General features: G+C 61.8%; 18 protein-coding genes. 10 read left to right on the top strand and 8 right to left on the bottom strand.

Going from position 1 to position 19,741, the window contains the following annotated elements; genetic code table 11:
- Window positions 1-15: 15 nt before the first annotated feature.
- The gene (locus tag ACHPFG_RS27545) at window positions 16-1,353 is read left to right on the top strand and encodes a DEAD/DEAH box helicase (protein WP_340053782.1); all 1,338 of its coding nucleotides are present in this window, start codon (window positions 16-18) and stop codon (window positions 1,351-1,353) included.
- Window positions 1,354-1,507: 154 nt separating this feature from the next.
- On the opposite strand, the gene ACHPFG_RS27540 is transcribed toward ACHPFG_RS27545, so the two are convergent.
- Window positions 1,508-2,734 (bottom strand): TIGR03862 family flavoprotein, encoded by a 1,227-nt coding sequence (locus ACHPFG_RS27540; protein ID WP_431700994.1) that lies wholly within the window; start codon window positions 2,732-2,734, stop codon window positions 1,508-1,510.
- A 172-nt stretch (window positions 2,735-2,906) separates the two neighbouring features.
- The gene (locus ACHPFG_RS27535; RefSeq protein ID WP_431700993.1) at window positions 2,907-3,827 is read right to left on the bottom strand and encodes a histone deacetylase family protein; all 921 of its coding nucleotides are present in this window, start codon (window positions 3,825-3,827) and stop codon (window positions 2,907-2,909) included.
- A gap of 76 nt (window positions 3,828-3,903) precedes the next feature.
- On the opposite strand from ACHPFG_RS27535, the gene ACHPFG_RS27530 reads away from it, so the two are divergent.
- Genes ACHPFG_RS27530 through ACHPFG_RS27520 form a run of 3 tightly spaced genes read left to right on the top strand, consistent with a single transcriptional unit; the run spans window position 3,904 to window position 5,968 of the window.
- Window positions 3,904-4,473, top strand: a complete 570-nt coding sequence (locus ACHPFG_RS27530) for a GNAT family N-acetyltransferase (RefSeq protein WP_431700992.1) — start codon at window positions 3,904-3,906, stop codon at window positions 4,471-4,473.
- A 41-nt stretch (window positions 4,474-4,514) separates the two neighbouring features.
- Window positions 4,515-5,384, top strand: a complete 870-nt coding sequence (gene tesB / locus ACHPFG_RS27525) for an acyl-CoA thioesterase II (RefSeq protein WP_027605282.1) — start codon at window positions 4,515-4,517, stop codon at window positions 5,382-5,384.
- A complete protein-coding gene (locus ACHPFG_RS27520) occupies window positions 5,381-5,968 on the top strand; it encodes an HAD family hydrolase (protein ID WP_431700991.1) in 588 nt (195 codons plus the stop codon). The genes tesB and ACHPFG_RS27520 overlap by 4 nt, the downstream gene beginning before the upstream one ends.
- A gap of 43 nt (window positions 5,969-6,011) precedes the next feature.
- Here ACHPFG_RS27520 and ACHPFG_RS27515 read toward each other — a convergent pair whose 3' ends face one another.
- The 3 genes from ACHPFG_RS27515 to ACHPFG_RS27505 are packed head-to-tail and all read right to left on the bottom strand — an operon-like array spanning window position 6,012 to window position 8,335.
- Entirely contained in the window at window positions 6,012-6,989 is a 978-nt protein-coding gene (locus tag ACHPFG_RS27515; RefSeq protein WP_431700990.1) for an alpha/beta fold hydrolase, read from the bottom strand.
- Window positions 6,990-7,877, bottom strand: a complete 888-nt coding sequence (gene ypfJ, locus ACHPFG_RS27510; protein WP_431700989.1) for a KPN_02809 family neutral zinc metallopeptidase — start codon at window positions 7,875-7,877, stop codon at window positions 6,990-6,992. It abuts the gene before it with no gap.
- 44 nt (window positions 7,878-7,921) lie between these two features.
- Window positions 7,922-8,335: a membrane lipoprotein lipid attachment site-containing protein gene (locus ACHPFG_RS27505; protein WP_431700988.1), complete on the bottom strand. Its 414-nt coding sequence runs from the start codon at window positions 8,333-8,335 to the stop codon at window positions 7,922-7,924.
- Between the two features lie 199 nt (window positions 8,336-8,534).
- Here ACHPFG_RS27505 and ACHPFG_RS27500 point away from each other — a divergent pair, with 199 nt between their 5' ends.
- Window positions 8,535-9,413, top strand: a complete 879-nt coding sequence (locus tag ACHPFG_RS27500) for a DMT family transporter (RefSeq protein ID WP_431700987.1) — start codon at window positions 8,535-8,537, stop codon at window positions 9,411-9,413.
- Here the strand turns inward: ACHPFG_RS27500 and ACHPFG_RS27495 are convergent, their stop codons facing one another.
- Window positions 9,414-10,748, bottom strand: a complete 1,335-nt coding sequence (locus ACHPFG_RS27495) for an MFS transporter (protein WP_431700986.1) — start codon at window positions 10,746-10,748, stop codon at window positions 9,414-9,416.
- Between the two features lie 223 nt (window positions 10,749-10,971).
- On the opposite strand from ACHPFG_RS27495, the gene quiC reads away from it, so the two are divergent.
- Both quiC and ACHPFG_RS27485 read left to right on the top strand, forming a co-directional pair.
- Complete coding sequence (gene quiC / locus ACHPFG_RS27490) at window positions 10,972-12,873, top strand: 3-dehydroshikimate dehydratase QuiC (RefSeq protein WP_431700985.1); 1,902 nt, start codon at window positions 10,972-10,974, stop codon at window positions 12,871-12,873.
- A gap of 80 nt (window positions 12,874-12,953) precedes the next feature.
- Window positions 12,954-13,619, top strand: coding sequence for a TetR/AcrR family transcriptional regulator (locus tag ACHPFG_RS27485; RefSeq protein WP_281113639.1), 666 nt, complete (start codon window positions 12,954-12,956; stop codon window positions 13,617-13,619).
- A gap of 48 nt (window positions 13,620-13,667) precedes the next feature.
- Here ACHPFG_RS27485 and ACHPFG_RS27480 read toward each other — a convergent pair whose 3' ends face one another.
- Complete coding sequence (locus ACHPFG_RS27480) at window positions 13,668-14,516, bottom strand: shikimate dehydrogenase (RefSeq protein ID WP_431700984.1); 849 nt, start codon at window positions 14,514-14,516, stop codon at window positions 13,668-13,670.
- A complete protein-coding gene (gene aroQ / locus ACHPFG_RS27475; RefSeq protein WP_010206717.1) occupies window positions 14,513-14,962 on the bottom strand; it encodes a type II 3-dehydroquinate dehydratase in 450 nt (149 codons plus the stop codon). Before aroQ ends, ACHPFG_RS27480 begins: the two co-directional genes overlap by 4 nt.
- 207 nt (window positions 14,963-15,169) lie before the next feature.
- Here aroQ and ACHPFG_RS27470 point away from each other — a divergent pair, with 207 nt between their 5' ends.
- From ACHPFG_RS27470 to ACHPFG_RS27460, 3 genes are all read left to right on the top strand, one after another.
- Window positions 15,170-15,691, top strand: coding sequence for an RNA polymerase sigma factor (locus tag ACHPFG_RS27470; RefSeq protein WP_131700139.1), 522 nt, complete (start codon window positions 15,170-15,172; stop codon window positions 15,689-15,691).
- Window positions 15,692-15,754: 63 nt separating this feature from the next.
- A complete protein-coding gene (locus ACHPFG_RS27465) occupies window positions 15,755-16,753 on the top strand; it encodes a FecR family protein (protein ID WP_145336652.1) in 999 nt (332 codons plus the stop codon).
- Window positions 16,754-16,904: 151 nt separating this feature from the next.
- Window positions 16,905-19,655 carry a TonB-dependent hemoglobin/transferrin/lactoferrin family receptor gene (locus ACHPFG_RS27460; protein WP_431700983.1) on the top strand — a complete coding sequence of 917 codons (2,751 nt, stop codon included), beginning with the start codon at window positions 16,905-16,907 and terminating at the stop codon, window positions 19,653-19,655.
- Window positions 19,656-19,741: the final 86 nt, after the last annotated feature.

Genomic DNA, 19,741 nt, shown 5'->3' with positions numbered 1-19,741 from the left:
TCCTACGGTAAACACATGACTTTCGCCACACTTGGCCTGATCGAACCCTTGCTGCGCGCCCTTGAGACGCTTGGCTACCAGACCCCGACGCCGGTGCAGGCGCAAGCCATTCCGGCGGTGCTGGCCGGTCGCGACCTGATGGCCGCGGCTCAGACCGGTACCGGTAAAACCGCCGGTTTTGCCGTGCCATTGCTGCAACTGCTGACCATGGAAGGGCCGAAAGTGGCCGCCAACTCGGCGCGCGCGCTGATCTTGTGCCCGACCCGCGAGCTGGCCGAGCAGGTTCACGCCAGCGTTGCCGAATACGCCCAAAACCTGCCGCTCACCACCTACGCGGTGTACGGCGGCGTGAGCATCAACCCGCAGATGATGAAGCTGCGCAAGGGTGTCGACATACTGGTCGCTACGCCGGGCCGCCTGATCGACCTGTTCCGCCAGAACGCGCTGAAACTCAACCAGCTGCAAACCCTGGTGCTGGATGAAGCCGACCGCATGCTCGACCTGGGCTTCTCCGAAGAACTGGCGAACATCTACCGCATGCTGCCGAAAAAGCGCCAGACCCTGCTGTTCTCCGCGACTTTCTCCGATGACATCCGCCAGCTGGCCGGGCAGATGCTCAACGACCCGCTGACCATCGAAGTCAGCCCGCGCAACGTCGCCGCCAACACCGTCAAGCAATGGGTGGTGCCGGTGGACAAGAAGCGCAAGGCGGAGCTGTTTGTGCACCTGATGCGCAAAGGCCGCTGGAAGCAGGTGCTGGTGTTCGCCAAGACCCGTAACGGCGTGGATGCGCTGGTGGATAAGTTGCAGGGCCTGGGCATCAATGCCGATGGCATCCATGGCGACAAGCCGCAAGCCACGCGCCAGCGTGCGCTGGACCGTTTCAAATCGAGCGAAGTGCAGATCCTGGTGGCCACCGACGTCGCTGCCCGCGGCCTGGACATTGAAGACCTGCCGCTGGTGGTCAACTTCGACCTGCCGATCGTGGCCGAGGACTACATCCACCGCATCGGCCGGACCGGTCGCGCGGGCAACACCGGTGAGGCGATTTCCCTGGTGTGCGCCGATGAAGTCAACATGCTGTCGGCCATCGAGATGCTGACCCGCCAGACCTTGACCCGCAAGATGGAACAGGACTTCGAGCCGGAGCACCGCGTGCCGGACACCGATGCCAGCGGTCAGGTGGTGAAGAAACCGAAAAAACCGAAGAAGCCTAAGGCTTCCGGTGGTGGCGGTGGTAAGCGCAACCTCGGCAAGTGGGTGGACAGTGGTGAAGTGGCGCCGTCGGAGCCTTCGATCAAGCCGGTGCGTAAGGTGCCTGTTTTTAATACTGGGCCGCGTAAGAAGAAGTAAGTTTTGAGGTGCTGCTAAGGGCCTCATCGGGGGCAAGTCGAATCGTCGCACCGCCCCTCCCACAGTTTGAATGTATTCACAGATCAAAAATGTGGGAGGGGCGGTGCGACGATTCGACTTGCCCCCGATGGCGGCTTTGAATTCACCGCAGATCTCAGCGGTTGAGCCACTCCAACATCCCCCGCCCAGCCGCTCTGCCACTGGCAAAACACCCCGTCAGCAAATACCCGCCGGTCGGCGCTTCCCAGTCCAGCATCTCCCCCGCACAAAACACCCCAGGCAATTGCTTGAGCATCAAGCGCTCATCCAACGCTTCAAACGGCACGCCGCCTGCGGTGCTGATGGCTTCATCCATCGGACGTGTCTTCACCAATGTCAGCGGCAACGCCTTGATAGCCCCCGCCAACTGCGCCGGATTGTTGAAGTGTTCGGCGGGCGCCAACTCGCGCAACAGCGCCGCCTTGACCCCATCGAGGCCCAATTGACTGTGCAAATGCTTGCTCATCGAGCGTGAGCCACGCGGCTTGGCCAGCGCCGCCTGAACCTTGTCCAACGGTTTGCTGGGCAGCAAGTCGATATGCACCGTGGCCGAACCGTTGCGATTGATTGCCTCACGAATCGGCGCCGACAGCGCGTAGATCAAACTGCCCTCGATACCGGTGGCCGTGATCACGCATTCGCCGAGTCGCGGCTTGTCATCCCCCAGGCCGATGGCGACGTTTTTCAGCGGCGCGCCGGCGAATTTGCTGACCATCAATTTGCTCCAGCCTTCCACCTCAAAGCCGCAGTTGCTCGGTTGTAGCGCTACGTAGGGCACGCCTTTGTCTTCCAGCAGCTTGAGCCACGCGCCGTCGGAGCCCAGCCGCGACCAGCTGCCGCCGCCGAGGGCCAGGAGGAGCGCATCGCTACGGACGGTTTTCTCGCCTTCAGGGCTGTGGATAAGTAGATCACCGTCGGCGCTCCACCCCAACCAACGGTGTCGGGTGTGGATAACCACACCCTGGTCGCGCAGGCGCTTGAGCCAGGCGCGCAGCAGCGGGGCGGCTTTCATATCCGTAGGAAACACGCGGCCGGAGGTGCCGATAAAGGTCTGGATACCCAGGCCATGAATCCACTCGCACAACGCCTCGGCACCAAACCCCCGCAGCAACGGTGCGATGTTCGGTGCGCGCTCGGCGTAGCGCGACAGGAACGCCGAGTACGCTTCGGAGTGGGTGATGTTCATGCCGCCCACGCCAGCCAGCAGGAATTTGCGCCCCACCGACGGCATGCCGTCGTACAAGTCAACCTGCACCCCGGCCAGGCTCAAGACTTCGGCGGCCATCAGCCCGGCTGGGCCGCCGCCGATGATGGTGACGTGTCGTGAGGAAATGTCGGGCATGGGCAGGGCTACGATCGCGGAAAATAAGCCGAGCATTCTACCCGAGGAGCGCGGCGCTGCCTGATCAAAAAACGTACAGCTTTCTACAGGCTTTACGGATACAGGCTCTCAGACGCTTACGCTCAAGTTATCCACAGGCCGTTCCACAGGCATTGTGGGTAACGCCCACCTTTCAATGACAACCTGATGACGTCCATACCCGCTGGGCGCTGTGGTGCAGGATGCCGTGGCGACGGGCCAGGGCGGGACGGTCCTTGCTGTAGCCGCCGCCAATCACGCCCATCACCGGGATGTCGCGGCCCAGGCAATGGCGCATCACGCTTTCATCGCGAGCGGCTACGCCTGCGTCTGTCAGCTTGAGGTAACCGAGGGCGTCATCCTTGTGCACATCGACGCCGGCGTCGTACAGCACCAGGTCCGGCTGGTAGAGCGGCAGCAGGTAGTTGAGGGCATCGTCCACCACCTGGAGGTACTCGGCATCGCCCATGCCCATGGGCAGCGGGATGTCCCAATCGCTCTGGGCCTTGCGGGCGGGGAAGTTCTTTTCGCAGTGCAGGGACACGGTGATTGCATCCGGCGTGTCGTGGAGGATGCGCGCGGTGCCATCGCCCTGGTGCACGTCGCAGTCGAAGATCAGCACGCGGTTGACCCGGCCGCTATCCAGCAGATAACGGCTGATCACTGCCAGGTCATTGAAGATGCAAAAGCCCGCTGGGTAGTCGTAGTGGGCGTGGTGGGTGCCGCCCGCGAGGTGGCAGGCCATGCCGTGTTCCAGGGCTTGCTCCGCCGCCAGGATCGAGCCACCGACCGCACGCACGGTACGCCGGGCCAGGGCTTCGCTCCAGGGCAGGCCAAGGCGCCGTTGGTCTTCGCGGGACAACTCGCCGCTCATGTAGCGTTCGATATACCCAGGCTCATGGGCGAGGGCCAGAATCTCCCGCGGGCACAACGGCGGGCGCAGCAATTGGCTGTCTTCGGTCAGGCCGCTGGCCACCAGGTGGTCACGCAGCAGGCGGAACTTGTCCATGGGGAACCGGTGGTCTGCCGGGAACTCAGGGCTGTAGTCATCGTGGTAGATCAATGGCAAAGGCATGGGATTTTCTGACGGGGATCTGCGAAGGATCTTAACAGCGCTGTACACTCACGCACATGGCAAGGGGAGGGGACCCATGGAGGCGATATTGCAATTGGAAAGCGCGCGCCTGGTTATGCGCCAGTGGCGCGATGCCGACCTGACGGAATTTGCGCGCATGTGCGCCGACCCGCAGGTGATGCGCTATTTCCCGGCCAAATTGAGCCACCTGGAAAGTGCCGCCTTGATCGGCCGGATTCGCGGCCACTTCGCCGAATATGGCTTTGGCCTGTGGGCCTTGCAACGCAAGGACACCGGTGAGTTTATCGGCCTGACCGGGTTGCAGAACGTCAGCTTCGAAGCGGGCTTTACCCCGGCGGTGGAAATCGGCTGGCGCCTGGCCCGTGAGCATTGGGGCCTGGGTTATGCCAGTGAGGCGGCCTGGACCGCGCTGCGCTGTGGTTTCGACCGTTTGCAGTTGGACGAAATTGTCGCCTTCACCACTCAAGCCAATCTGCCATCACAAAAAGTCATGCAGGCCATCGGTATGCATTACGATCCCCTGGCAGATTTTGAACACCCCAAGGTCGCAGCCGATGACCCGCTGCGCCCCCACGTTTTGTACCGCATCACCCGCGCCCAATGGTTGGACACGCTGCACGGATAAGCAGCCCGGAATGCCCTATCGATTGTTGTAGGAGTTGCTCTATGAGCCAAGTATTGGAAGATCTGGTGGACTTGCTGACCCTGGAACCGATCGAGGAAAACCTCTTTCGCGGCCGCAGCCAGGACCTGGGTTTTCGCCAACTGTTCGGTGGCCAGGTGCTCGGCCAGTCGCTGTCGGCCGCGAGCCAGACCGTCGAAGAAGCGCGCCACGTGCATTCCCTGCACGGTTATTTCCTACGCCCCGGCGATGCGAAGTTGCCGGTGGTGTATTCGGTCGACCGCGTACGCGATGGCGGCAGTTTCAGCACGCGCCGCGTGACGGCGATCCAGAAGGGCCACCCGATCTTCACCTGCAGCGCTTCGTTCCAGTACGACGAGGCCGGCTTCGAGCACCAGACCACCATGCCCGTGGTGGTCGGCCCGGAAAACCTGCCGTCGGAGCTGGAACTGACCCAGCAGCGCGCGCACCTGATCCCCGAGCATATGCGCGACAAGCTGCTGTGCCCCAAGCCGATCGAAGTGCGCCCGGTCACCGAAAAAGACCCGTTCAACCCGCAGCCGTCCGACCCGGTCAAATACGTGTGGTTTCGGGCCGATGGTGCCCTGGCGGATACGCCGGCGCTGCACAAATACCTGCTGGCCTACGCCTCGGATTTCGGCCTGCTGACCACCTCCTTGCTGCCCCACGGCAAGACCGTGTGGCAGAAAGACATGCAGGTCGCCAGCCTCGACCACGCGCTGTGGTTCCACGCCGACCTGCGTGCCGATGACTGGTTGCTGTACGCCATGGACAGCCCGTGGGCCGGCAATTCCCGTGGGTTCTCCCGCGGTAGCGTGTACAACCGCGCCGGGCAACTGGTGGCGTCGGTGACCCAGGAAGGCTTGATTCGCCATCGCAAGGATTGGGCATGAGCCTGACGGACGTTAAGCACTGGGTGTTCGACATGGACGGCACCCTGACGGTAGCGGTGCATGACTTTGCGGCGATTCGCGTGGCCCTGGACATTCCCCCCGAGGACGACATCCTCACCCACCTCGCCGCCTTGCCGGCGGACATCGCAGCGGCCAAGCACGCCTGGCTGCTCGAACATGAGCGCGAGCTGGCGCTGGGTTCGGTCGCTGCGGACGGTGCGGTGGAGCTGGTGCGCGAGCTGGCCGGGCGCGGTTATCGCCTGGGTATCCTGACCCGCAACGCGCGGGAGTTGGCGCATATCACCCTGGAGGCGATTGGCCTGGCGGACTGCTTTGCCGTGGACGATGTGCTGGGTCGCGACGATGCGCCGCCTAAGCCCGATCCGGGTGGGTTGTTGAAATTGGCGGCGGCGTGGGATGTATCGCCGAGCGAGATGGTGATGGTCGGCGATTACCGTTTTGACCTGGACTGCGGCCGGGCGGCGGGGACCAGGACGGTGTTGGTCAACCTGCCGGAGAACCCGTGGCCGGAGCTGGCGGATTGGCATGCTGCAGATTGTGCTGCATTGCGCCGGATGATCTAACCCAAGCAATAGAGATCAAATGTGGGAGGGGCGGTTTCGTCAGTTATTGCTTAAACAGTACCTTCTGCCCTTCGGGCGAAGTAAACATCCCATCCCCGTCATGCCCCACCCCCGGCACTTCCACCAGCGTCTGGCTCAACTGCGGATGGCGCTGCTTGAGGTAGTCAAAGTAGTTGTGCCCGCGAATCAGCCGATACGCGCCCTGGGTCTCGGCTTCGCAGCTTTTATCCAGTGCCGGGTGGTTCGGGTCGGTGTCCTGCTGGCCCAGCAGGTAAGTGATGGGGCGTGATACGTAGGCTTGCTCCAGCTGCTCGGCATTTTGGCCGTTGGCGTAGGCCGGCAGGTGCTGCATGCCGTACTTCCAGGCGTTGAAGCCTGGACAACTGGCGATCTCGAACTTCACCGGCCGCTGTGGGCTGAAGTAGGCATAGGACGAGGGGTTGGCCACCACATAACGCAGGCGGATGCCCTCGGTTTGCAGGGTAGGGTGGGCGTGGCCGGTGAGGGCGAAGCGCTGCACCACCTGGCCACCGCCGGAGTGACCGGCGACCACGATTTCCTTGAGCGCCGGGAACAGCGTGCGGTTGCCCAGGTGCTTGATGAGCTGGTCGAGGGCGCCAAAAGAGCTGATCTGGCCCGGGCCGGTCGAGGTTTCGCCGGCCATCCAGTCATTGCCCTTCCAACGCAGCACTTGGCTGTCCAGGTGGTTGCGCTGCATGTCGGACCCGTTCAGAAACTGCGGCGCGATCACCAGGGTGGTGGCGGCAACCCCGGCGTGTTCGGCGGCATCGATTCCGCTTTTCAGATAGGTCTGCGCATTACGCAGGCGCCCGTGCACGATGATCAAGGCGCGGGTGACGTTGGGCAGTGGCTGGCGCCAGTCCTGGCTCACGCCGAGGCTGAGGTCACCAGCGTCGAGGTGAAAACGATCGGGACTGACCACCTTGACGCCATGCTCGGCGGCCCAGGCGGATGATGAGATGAGCAACAGGCCCAACAGCAGTCCCAATCGTTGATTCATTTATAGGCTCTTGGCAGCGAACGTGTCGCATTGAGTGATCTGGCCCTGGGCGAAGCCGGTCTTGAACCAGCGCACCCGCTGTGCCGAGGTGCCGTGGGTAAACGAGTCCGGCACCACGCGCCCCTGGCCCTGTTGCTGCAAGCGGTCATCGCCGATGGCGTTGGCCGCATTCAGCGCTTCTTCAATATCGCCAGGCTCCAGCCAGTTCAGGCGCTTTTGCGCACGGTTGGCCCACACACCGGCGAAGCAGTCGGCTTGCAGCTCCTGGCGCACCAGCAGGCCACCGTCGCCTTGCATCTGCCGGCCTTGCTGGCGTGCGGCCTGGATCTTCGACGAAATGCCCAGCAATGTTTGTACGTGGTGCCCGACCTCGTGGGCGATCACATAGGCCTGGGCGAAATCGCCGGCAGCCTGGAAGCGCTGCGACATTTCCCGGAAGAAATCCAGGTCCAGGTACACCTGCTGATCCGCCGGGCAATAGAACGGGCCGCTGGCCGAGGTGGCGCCACCACAGGCGGAATTGACCCGGCCACGGAACAGAATCAGTTTGGGGTTTTTATAGGTCAGGCCGTTTTCCTGGAACACCTGGCCCCAGGTGTCTTCGGTATCGCCCAGCACCGCCCGTACGAAGTCGGCTTGCTCATCGTTGGCCGGCGGCGCCTGGCGCGACTGCGTGCTCACCGAGGGCGCCTGCTCCATCTGGCCGGTCAACTGGCCGAGGATCTGCAACGGGTCCTGGCCGGTCAGCCAGCCGATGCCGACGATCAGCACAATTGCGGTCAGGCTCAGGCCCTTGCCGCCACCAAAACGCATCCCGCCACCGCCGCCGCCACTGTCATCGCGGGCATCCACCACGTTGTCGCTGCGTCGGCCTTTTTTCCATAGCATGGGGCAATCCTCTGTGTGCTAACCGTGATTGAGTATGGTCGGTATTAACGGCAATAGCCTTCGCCGGTGGCGACGATCAGGCAGTCTTTTTTATCCGCCAGCCATTTCAGCCCGGTCGCTTCGCCATCGCCGGCGCGCAGCAATTGCGGGCCGTCCGGGCGGGTGAAGGCGATGCCGTCTTCGGCCGCTTCACCCTTGAAGGTGCCCGAGTCGTCGGCGTCGAGGCCGTATTGCATGGTGAGGACGTAGTGGCCACGGCCGATGCTGTCGTCCTTGGCGATGGTCAGGTGCAGGCCTTCGACACCGATCCATTTGCCGACCCATTTATCCGTGGGCGGGGTTTCGGGTACCAGGGTGGCCTGCACGGAAGGCGGCGCGGGTTTGGGCGCTGGCGCGGATTCCTGGTTGCAGGCCGTCAGCAGGGCAAGGGCAGGAAGAACAAAGAGGATTTTTTTCATAGCGGCGAGGCCTTGGTTAAAAAGTACGCAATGCGAGGGCTAAGGTGCTGTGTTGGACTCGAATCCAGTGATTTAGTGCGCTGTTCGCCCGGTGTTTGGTTATGCTCTTGGGGCAGACTCCAGCCCGGCTGCTAGATTACCGGGTTGAGCACTGCTTCGTTCAGTGCTCAGCGTTCCGCTCGCCACGCAAGAGAATTCCATGACTGTCAGCACCCCCCTTTCCGGCGTCAACCATCCCTTCAAAGGCATTTTGCTGATCGTGTTGGCGACATTCCTGTTCTCCAGCCACGATGCCTTGTCCAAATACCTGGCCGGGTTCTACCCGATCGTGATGGTGGTGTGGGCGCGCTACGTGGTGCACACCTTGCTGATGGCCGGGATTTTCCTGCCGCAATCGGGGCTGCGCGTGCTGCGCAGTAAACGCCCGGGGATGCAGGTGGTGCGCGCCTTGTGCCTGTTGGGCACCAGCCTGTTTTTCACCACGGCGTTGCATTACATCCCGTTGGCGGAAGCCACGGCGGTGAACTTCCTTGCGCCGATCCTGGTGACAGCACTGTCGGTGCCGCTGCTCGGCGAGCACGTGACACGCGGCCAATGGCTGGCGGTGATCTGCGGGTTTGTCGGCGTGCTGGTGATCATTCACCCAGGCGGTGAGTTGTTCACGCCTGCGGTGTTACTGCCGCTGTGCTCGGCGCTGTTCTTCTGCTTCTACCAACTGCTCACGCGCATCCTCAGCCAATACGACACGCCCACCACCAGCAACTTCTTCGCCGGGCTGTGCAATACCTTGGTGATGAGTGCGATGGTGCCGTTCTTCTGGCAGGTTCCCACGCTGTGGCATGGGGTGTTGATGCTGGCGCTGGGCACCTTTGGGATGACCGCACACTTGATGCTGACCCAGGCGTTCCGCTTCGCGGCACCGGCCTTGCTGGCGCCGTTCGGCTATTGCCAGATCGTCTTCGCGGGGTTGTTGGGTTGGCTGGTGTTCAACCATACCCCCGATGTGACCACGGTGGTCGGCATCGGGGTGATCTGCATGAGCGGTCTGGCCGCTGCCTGGCAGCAGCGGCGCAGGTGATCACACCTCTACGGCAGGAATCTTGCGCGGTGCCATGAAGTACATCCAGGTCAGCGCAATGAAGTACATCGCCGGGATCAGGGTGAACAACACGGTGTAGTTGTTATTGGTCACGGTAAGGATGTGGCCGACGATCTGGGTCATGAACATGCCGCCGATGGCCGCACACATGCCGCCAAAACCGAACACTGTGCTCATCATGTGCTTGGGCGTGTAGTCCATCACCAGGCTCCAGATGTTGGCGGTCCAGGCCTGGTGCGCGCCGATGGCCAGGGAGATGGCAAACACCGCGACCCACAGCTGGCTGGAGCCGGCCGCCATGATCACGCCGACGATGCAGCAGGCAAACAGCAGCATCGACAGCAACCGCGCCTTGATCGAGTTCATCCCGCGGCCGATCAGGAAGGACGAGAGAATCCCCCCACCCACACTGCCGAAGTCGGCGGTCAGATAGATGATGATCAGCGGGATACCCATCTGTGTCACGTTGATGCCCAGGTTGTACTGCTGGTTCAGGAACGGCGGCAGCCAATACAGGTAGAACCAGAATACCGGTGCGGTGAGTGCATAGGCGACGGCAAAGGCCCAGGTGCCGCGCATGCGCAGGATGCGGCTGAACGGTACGCCAGGTTGTTCCGGCTCGACTTCCCGTTGCACGTAGTCCAGTTCGGATTGTTTGACGCTCGGGTGGTCTTCCGGGTTGTAGTACTTCAAACCCCAGAACACCAGCCAGATCGCGCCCAGCGACGCCATGCACAGGAACGCAGCCTGCCAGCCCCACACATGCAGGATCAGCGGCAGCAGCATCGGCGTCATCATTGCGCCGACGTTGGTACCGGCGTTGAAGATACCGGTGGCCACCGCACGCTCACCGGCGGGGAACCACAGGCGCGTGGTCTTCACGCAGGCCGGGTAGTTGGCGGCTTCGGTCAGCCCGAGGATAAAGCGGCAGACCATAAAGCCGACGGCCGAAGTGGCCAGGCCATGGGCACCGGTGGCCAGGCTCCACAGCAGTACTGCGCAGAAAAACACGCGCTTGACGCCCACGCGGTCGATCAGCCGGCCTTGCAGCACAAAACCGATGGCGTAGCCGACCTGGAACCAGAAGTTGATGTTGGCGTAGTCCATCGCCGTCCAGCTCATTTCCTTGGCCAGGATCGGTTGCATCACGCCCAGGGCGGCGCGGTCGATGTAGTTGAGGGTGGTGGCAAAGAACACCAGGGCCAGCATGCCCCAGCGGGTTTTACCCACGGCAAGGGCGCCGCGGATCTTGTTGCCGATGCCGGCGTGCGGGGTGCCCGGGCGCGCGGCCAGGGTGGAGTTTTGCGAAGGCATGTGGTTGTACCCGTTTTTTGAAATTTTTATGAGGTGTTGTGGGTCTTCTTTTGGGTGTCGCTGCGTGATTGATGGTGCGCAGTGGCTAAAAAATCGTCAATTCGCCAAAGAGGCTTAGTGTTCGATAATCGCACCAAAAACTAACCGGTTCGTACATTTTAATTGCTGCGGGTAGTCTGGGGGCGAATAATTTGCCACAAACAACAATTGCCGGGAGTCGTCCATGCAACGTTCCATCGCCACCGTGTCCTTGAGCGGTACCCTGCCGGAAAAGCTCGAAGCCATTGCTGCCGCCGGGTTCGATGGGGTCGAGATTTTCGAAAACGACTTGTTGTATTACGACGGCAGCCCCCGGGAAGTCAGGCAGATGTGTGCTGACCTGGGCATTGCCATCACCTTGTTCCAGCCCTTTCGCGACTTTGAAGGTTGCCGCCGCGATCGCCTGGCGCGCAACCTGGAGCGCGCCGAGCGCAAGTTCGACCTGATGCAGGAACTGGGCACCGACCTGGTGCTGGTGTGCAGCAATGCCTCGGCCGATTGCGTCGGGGATGAACGCATCCTGCTCGATGACCTCAGCCTGTTGGCCGAACACGCCGGGCGTCGCGGCCTGCGCATTGGTTATGAGGCGTTGGCCTGGGGCAAGCATGTTAATACCTGGCAGCAGGTGTGGAACCTGGTGCGTCAGGTCGATCACCCGAGCCTTGGGGTGTTGCTCGACAGTTTCCATACGCTGTCGCTCAAGGGCGACCCGAGTGCTATCGCGCAGATCCCCGGCGACAAGATCTTCTTTGTGCAAATGGCCGACGCGCCGATCCTGGCCATGGATGTGCTGGAGTGGAGCCGGCATTTTCGCTGCTTCCCCGGCCAGGGCGAATTCGACCTGGCGGGGTTCCTCGCGCCGATCATCAAGAGCGGCTACACCGGGCCGTTGTCCCTGGAAATTTTCAACGATGGCTTCCGCGCCGCGCCGACCCGCGCGAATGCGGCAGATGGCCTGCGTTCCTTGCTGTACCTGGAAGAGAAAACCCGCGAGCGCTTGCAACAGGAGGCGCCCGCACAACCTGTCGAGATTCTGTTTGATACCCCAGCGGCCAGCGAGTACGACGGTATCGAGTTCCTCGAGTTCGCCGTGGATGAAAACCTCGGCGCCAAGCTTACCCATTGGCTGGAACGCCTGGGTTTCGTCAAGGCCGGCCAGCACCGCTCCAAGAGCGTGAGTCTGCTGCGCCAGGGCGATATCAACCTGATCCTCAACTGCGAACCCTATTCCTTCGCGCATAACTTTTTCGAGGCCCATGGACCGTCGTTGTGCGCCACGGCGATTCGAGTCAAGGACAGCGCCAAGGCGCTGGAACGGGCGGTGGCCTACAAGGGCCAGCCCTATCGCGGCCTGGTCGGGCCCAACGAGCTGGAGCTGGCGGCAGTACGTGCGCCGGACGGCAGCCTGATTTACCTGGTGGATCAGGGTGAGGGGGGGATCTACGACACCGATTTCAATCTGCAGCCGGCCAATGCTGCGAGCGGTGGTTTGCTGCGCATCGACCATATGGCCATGGCCTTGCCGGCCGACAGCCTCGACAGCTGGGTGCTGTTCTACAAGAGCCTGCTGGATTTCGAAGCCGATGACGAAGTGGTGCTGCCCGACCCCTACGGCCTGGTGAAAAGCCGTGCGCTGCGCAGCCGTTGCAGCTCGATTCGCTTGCCGCTGAATATTTCCGAGAACCGCAACACCGCGATTTCCCACGCGTTGTCGAGCTATCGCGGCTCGGGTGTGCATCACATTGCCTTCGATTGCGCGGATATTTTTGCCGAAGTGCGCCGCGCCAAGGAGGCCGGGGTGCCGCTGCTGGATATCCCGCTCAACTACTACGATGACCTGGCAGCACGCTTTGATTTTGATGATGAGTTCCTCAGCGAACTGGCGTACTACAACGTGTTGTACGACCGTGACGCCCAGGGCGGTGAGTTGTTTCATGTGTACACCGAGCCCTTCGAAGGACGGTTTTTCTTCGAGATCATCCAACGCAAAAACGGCTACGCCGGCTACGGCGCGGCCAACGTGGCGGTGCGCCTGGCGGCGATGGCCAAATCCCGCAGCGGCGCAGTGCGCCAGGCGCGTTTATAACGGTGGGCCAAGTGCTTCCTTCGTAGGACGCCTCGGCCCATAATCGCGGCCTGCACAATAAAAATGGCCGTGAGCGCACCATGACCTCAAGTCCCGAACTCCCGGCGGTGTCAGACGCACCGCGCAAGAGTCGTAAGAACAACCCGGAAAAGACCCGGGAGAACATTCTCCAGGAAGCCATCGTCGAGTTTGTTCAGCAGGGCCTGTCCGGCGCTCGCGTGGATGCCATCGCCGAGCGTATCCACACCTCCAAACGCATGATCTATTACTACTTCGGCAGTAAGGAGCAGTTGTACGTCGAGGTGCTGGAGAAGCTCTACGGCGATATTCGCAACACCGAAACGCGCATGAACCTCACTGCCCTGGAACCGCGTGAGGCGATCCGGCGGCTGGTGGAGTTCACCTTCGACCACCATGATCAGAACGTTGATTTCGTGCGTATTGTCAGCATCGAAAATATCCACAATGCCGAGTACGTGAAACGCACCGACACGATCAAGGCGATGAACAGCAAAATCCTCGAGGGGCTGGGGGTGACGTTGCGCCGGGGCGCCGAGATGGGGCTGTTCCGCGAAGGGCTGGAACCGTTGGACGTGCACTTGCTGATCAACTCATTCAGCTTTTACCGGGTGTCCAACCGCCATACGTTCAGTGAGATCTTTCAGATCGACCTGTCGGATGAGACGGTTAAACAGCGGCATCGCGAGATGATTTGCGAATCGGTGTTGCGCTACCTGCAGGCCTGAGTACACCGTCTAACCCAATGTGAGAGGGGGCAAGCCCCCTCGCACATTTCAGGTATTCATGCTCTTGAAGTGCGCGAGCATTCGCTGCGCATCCGGCACTTCACCACTGAATAACTCAAACGCCTTCACCGCCTGGAACACCGCCATGTTGCCGCCATCCAGGGTGCGGCAGCCCAAGGCGCGGGCATCGCGCAGCAGTTCGGTTTCCAGTGGGAAATACACAATTTCAGCCACCCACAGTTCGGCTCTCAGCAGGACCGCTGGCACCGGTGTGCCGGGCAGTTTGGCCATGCCCATCGGCGTGGTGTTGACCAGGCCATCGGCCTCGGCCATGGCGTTTTCAAGGTGGGTGCCGACCTGGGCGCGGCCGGCGCCGAAACGCTGGGCGAGGTTATCCACAAGGTCGCGGGCGCGGCTGGCGTCCACGTCGAAAATACTCAAGTGTTCGACACCTTCGGCCAATAGCGCATGCGCCACTGCGGCACCGGCGCCACCCGCGCCCATCTGCACCACGCGTTGGCGCGGCACATCGCTGAGGTTGCGGCGAAAACCCTCGGCAAACCCCAGGCAGTCGGTGTTATGGCCGATACGCTTGCCGTCCTTGAAGACCACGGTGTTGACCGCTCCGATGCCTCGGGCCTCGTCGGACAAATCATCGAGCAGCGGCAGGATTGCCTGCTTGCACGGGTAGGTAATGTTCAATCCGGTGAAGTGCATCAACTCGGCAGCGTCCAGCAGGTCGGGCAGGGCGTTGATGTCCAGGTGCAGGGGCTCAAGGTCAATGAGGCGATACAGGTAACGCAAGCCTTGGGCGTCTCCTTCCTGCTCATGCAGGGCAGGGGTGCGGGAAGCCTGGATGCCGGCGCCGATCAGCCCGGCGAGGATGCGCGGCTTCATCGGGCCGACCCCTTCAACAACTGGCTGAAATGTTCCAGGGCCAAGTGGTAGCCATGGCTGCCAAACCCCGCGAGCACGGCCTTGGCGATGGGCGACACAAACGAGTGATGCCGAAACGCCTCGCGCGCATGCACATTGGATAAGTGCACCTCGATCACCGGCACTTCACTGGCTACCAAGGCGTCGCGAATCGCCACCGAGGTGTGCGTCCAGGCGGCCGGATTGATGACGATACCGGCGCAGCGGGCGCGGGCGCCGTGGATCCAGTCCAGCAGTTCGCCTTCGTGGTTGGTCTGGCGGAATTCGATTTTAAGCCCCAATTGTTCGGCGCTGCGGCCGCACAGGGCCGCCACGTCGGCCAGGGTTTCATGGCCGTAGGTCGCGGGCTCGCGAGTGCCGAGCAGGTTGAGGTTGGGGCCGTTGAGCACCAGCACGATGGGCGGCATACAGGGGATCTCCACAGTTCTTGTTCGTTGTGGGGATAAAATGTACTGGTTGGTTAATTTGGTCAATTGATGGCGGCGGATATGTTCGATTACCGAACCGTTAATCAGACGTGTCCGACGCTGGAATCGGATTAGATATCAATTGAAAATCATTCTCGACAACGCTTAAGATGCCCGCCTGTTTCCTTTACATTCCAGGGAGTCGGTTTGTCGGACGTGGATCTCAAAGGCCTGTTTCTCAAGCATGCCGATACCCTGCGTGGGTATCTGGCGCGCAAGGTACGGGACCCGCAGTTGGCCGCCGACCTGGTACAGGAGAGCTTCCTGCGCCTGGCGGAAAAACCGGCCGGCGAGCGTATCGACAACTCCCAGGGCTATCTCTATCGAACGGCGAGCAATCTGCTGATCGACCATATTCGCCAGGAGGCGCGGCGCAAGACCGATTCCGTGCCCCATGAGGCGCTGGCCGAGATTGAAGATGAAGTGGCCGGGTTGGAGGCTCAGGCAATGGCGCAGCAACAGCGACAGGCATTGAAGCAGGCGTTGGCGGAGCTGCCGGAACGCACCCAGCAGATCTTCCGTCTGAACCGTATAGAGGGCATGACCCACGCCCAGGTTGCCCGGCATTTGGACATCTCCGACAGTTCCGTGCAAAAGCACTTGGCCAAGGCGCTGGCGTATGTGATGCAGCGCTTGCAGGATGGCGAGGTGGGGCCATCCGACGAATGAATTACGGAAAAACCTCAGGTCAGACGTCACAGCGTCATATAACGAAAAATTCGAGATTCACACGTGAATAGCCAGGGTCAGCAACAGCACAGCATTACCGAGGAGGCCGCCGAGTGGGCGGTGCGCCTGCACGCCGGTGCCCTGACCGACCAGGAGCAGGCCGAGCTGTGCCAGTGGATCGCCTGCGACAGCCGCCACGAAGCGGCGCTGCGCTTTGCCGAACAGACCTGGGCGGCGTTGGGCGAGGTGCATAAGGACGAGAGCGTTCACCGCCAGCGCCCCGCGACTGCAGCGCTGCCCGTGCGCCGCTCCCCGCGGCGCAGGCCCTGGCAACGTGCGGCGGCGGTCGCGTTGGTCGTGGTGGTGGCCGGCGTCGGCTGGCTGCGTGGGCCGGACGCCTGGCTGCACATGCAGGCCGACTATGTCACCCAAAAAGGCGAGGTGCGCACCGTGCACTTGGCCGATGGCAGCACGGTGGAGCTGGATTCCGCCAGTGCCATCCGCCTGGATTACGACGGCGTGCAGCGGCGTATCAGCCTGATCCAGGGCTCGGCGATTTTTGATGTGGCGCCGATGGTGGGTCAGGAGACCCGTCCGTTCGTGGTGCAGAGCGCCGGCGGGCAGACGCGGGCGTTGGGCACGCGGTTTGTGGTGGCGCGCGAGGCCGAACGCCGGGCATGGGTGGGCGTGTTGCAGCACAGCGTTGAAGTTTCTTTGCACGCCTCACCGAAAAAAGGCCCGAGCGATCGGGTGCTCCAGGAGGGCCAGGCTGCACGCTACAACGCCCAGGAGGGTGTGGTGCCCCTGGATCAATTCGATGTGGACCGTGCCACCAGCTGGCGACGTGGCGTGCTGATCTTTGATCGCCAGCCCCTGGCCAAGGTCATTGAGCAGCTCAATCGCTACCGTCCGGGGCGGGTGGTGTTGACCCATGCCGACCTGGGCGAGCGCGAAGTCAGCGGCGTCTTCCGTCTCGACATGCTCGACAGCGCCCTCGGTACTCTCACCCAGGAACTTCAAGTGCAACGCTTGGACCTGGCAGGCCTCAGCCTGATCTATTGATGATCCGGTGGGAGGCCTGCTCCCACCCGCTTAACTCCCCCCAGCGCAAAAACTTTTGAAAAAGCCTTACTGACTTCCTGCGCCTCGTACGTCTTGCTAGGTGAGAAGCATTCGCATAAACAAAAATACGATCAGCGCAGGGAAACCAGAAATGTCAGTACTCACCAAGGGGCGTCTCACCGGTAGCCGGTTAGCCCTGGCCATCCACTTGGGCCTGTTCGCCGCAGCCGCTCCCGTGTATGCAGCGCAGCCTCAGGTGGGCGCTGCCCAGCCGGCGGTGCTGGCGTTCGATGTGCCGGCGCAATCCTTGGGCAGTGCCGTATTGGCCTTTGCCGACCAGGCCGGTTTGCAGGTGCTGTTCGACAGCCCACGCCTGCAAGGCTTGAGCAGCACGGCGCTCAAAGGCAGCTTCAGCGTGCAGGAAGGGCTTGGCCGTTTGCTCGGTGCCACGCCGGTGGAATATCGCTTTACCGGCGAGCGCCAGGTCACCCTCAACCGTGTCAGCGACGACCACGACGGCGCCATGACCGTGGGCACCACCACCATCACCGGCAACACCAACGGCCAGGCCAGCGACTGGGTGTACCAGACCCCAAAGTCCGTGGCGGTGATCAGCCGCGACATGATCGATAAACGTCCGCCCCGTCACGCCGCCGACATGCTCGAAGAAACCGCCGGCGTCTACACCGCCGTCAACCAGCGCGACCCCGGCCTGTCGGTGAATATTCGCGGTGTGCAGGACTATGGCCGCGTGAACATGAACATCGACGGCATGCGCCAGAACTTCAACGTCAACGGCCACCAGCAGCGCAACGGCACGATGCTGATCGACCCGGAGTTCATCTCCAGCATCGAGATCGACAAAGGCAGCCAGTCGGGGCAGGGCGGAGCGGCCGTGCTGGGTGGCATTGCGTCATTCAAGACCCTGGATGCCAGTGAGTTCCTCAAGGACGGCAAGGACTACGGCGGCCGCCTTCGCGCCGGCAGCGGCATCGGTGAGCTGGGTAACGGCACCGACTTCAACGGCAGCGGCGTGTTCGCCTTTGGTGATGAGCGCGGCGATGTATTGCTGGGCTACAGCGAGCGGCATTTCGGTAACTACCGCGCCGGCAGGCACAACGACGACAACCTGGGCACCAATCTGCGCGCCAGATCATCTGCCCCTGCGGCCTTCGACGACTGGTTGAACAGCGAAGTCGGCGACACCGGCAGCGTGACCCGCTCACAGATCGTCAAGTTCGGCCTGAACCTGCCCAACGACCAACGCGTGCAGTTGAGCTACCTGGAAACCGACACCGACAGTAACGATGCCTGGGGCTATATCGCCGACGACCTTCAGAGCACCTACTACGTACGCACCAGCAAAAACAATCTCAACGCCAAAAACGTCGCGCTGGACTACAGCTACAGCCCGGACAACCCGCTGATCGACCTCAAGGCCAAGCTCTATTACGTCACCACCCAGATGGATCGCGGCAACGCCCCCAACCTGTCGTCGCCAGGTACCGGTAACTACGTCGGCGCCTACACCGATCACTTCCAGACCGACACCTGGGGCCTGCAGGGTGACAACACCTCACGGTTTGATTTCGGCGAGCGGGGGCATGTCACCTGGAACTACGGGGTGGAGCTGTATCAGGACGAGTTCAAGCCCCGCACCAACAAAGTTGAAGCCGTCAACAACCAGGGCTTGTTGCCTTACGCAGAGGGCAGTACGCCGGGGGGCAAACGCACCATTGCCAGCCTCTTCAACAACGCGCAGTACGAATATGGCGGCTGGCTGACCCTGGATGCGGGCTTGCGTTATGACCGCTATCGGCTTGAAGGCGAAACCGGCATGACCCTGTACCGGCGTGATCGTTTCTACAGCAGCCTCGTCGGCGCCAGGCGTGTCTCGGAAGTGATCGAGGTCGACCGTGAAGAAGGCCAGTTTTCCCCCACCTTCGGTCTGGCGGTAAAACCGGGCGTGGACTGGCTGCAACTCTATACCCGGTGGGGCAAGGGCTGGCGGCCACCGGCGGTGACCGAAACCTTCATGACCGGTCGCCCCCACGGTGGTGGTTCGGGAGAGCGCGTGTTTCCCAACCCGTACCTCAAGCCTGAAGAATCACGGGATTGGGAAGTAGGCATGAATGTCTTCAAGGAGGGGTTGTTCTTCAGTGATGACCGCCTCGGCATGAAGGTGGCTTACTTCGATACCCGGATTGAAAACTTCTCTTTCCTCAACACCAGCGTCAGCTTGCCGGAAACCCAGGTGGGTGGATTTCTCGGGACCATGGCTTACGTCAATAACACCAACCCGACGCGTTTTCGCGGGGTCGAATACCAGCTCAATTACGACATGGGGCGCGCGTACGCCAACCTCAGCTACACCCACATGATCGGCAGCAATGAGTTCTGCTCGAAGAACTATTACATGGGCGGCGCCAAGACCACCGGGCCAAGGACCACTCGCCTGGAGCGTTTCACCCTGCCGGATGGGCGCATCAGCATACGGCCGGTCACCACCTATGAAGTGTTGGATGACGACGTCGCCAACAACAAGGAAAGCTGCGGGCGAATCATGGGTAACGCCACGTACATGCCTGCCGATCGCGGCTCGCTGACCCTGGGCACGCGTTTCCTGGAAAAACGCCTGGATACGGGTGTGCGTGTGCGCTACAGCTCGGGCAACGGCGAAAACCTCGATCAGCAGGGCTACGAGCTGATGGATCAGGCGATGTGGCCCAAGTACACGCTCTATGACCTGTACGCCAGTTACTGGATGACGGATCAACTGAACATTGCACTGGCGTTGGAAAACGCCACCGATGAAGCCTATTTCGTCGCCATGGGCGACGCCAACAACCTCAGCCTGGCGCGCGGGCGAACCCTGAGCGGCATGCTGGAATACAAATTCTGATCAGTGTGCCCAGGCAGCTGATTAAAGATTTTGCCCATGGGTGGGCAAAAAAGGCGCGCCGCACCGGCGTGCTCATCAACAACGTT

Origin of the sequence: Pseudomonas sp. BR20 (assembly GCF_050780135.1) — a bacterium.
GTDB lineage: Bacteria > Pseudomonadota > Gammaproteobacteria > Pseudomonadales > Pseudomonadaceae > Aquipseudomonas.
This window is presented reverse-complemented; position numbering and strand designations above follow the sequence as displayed.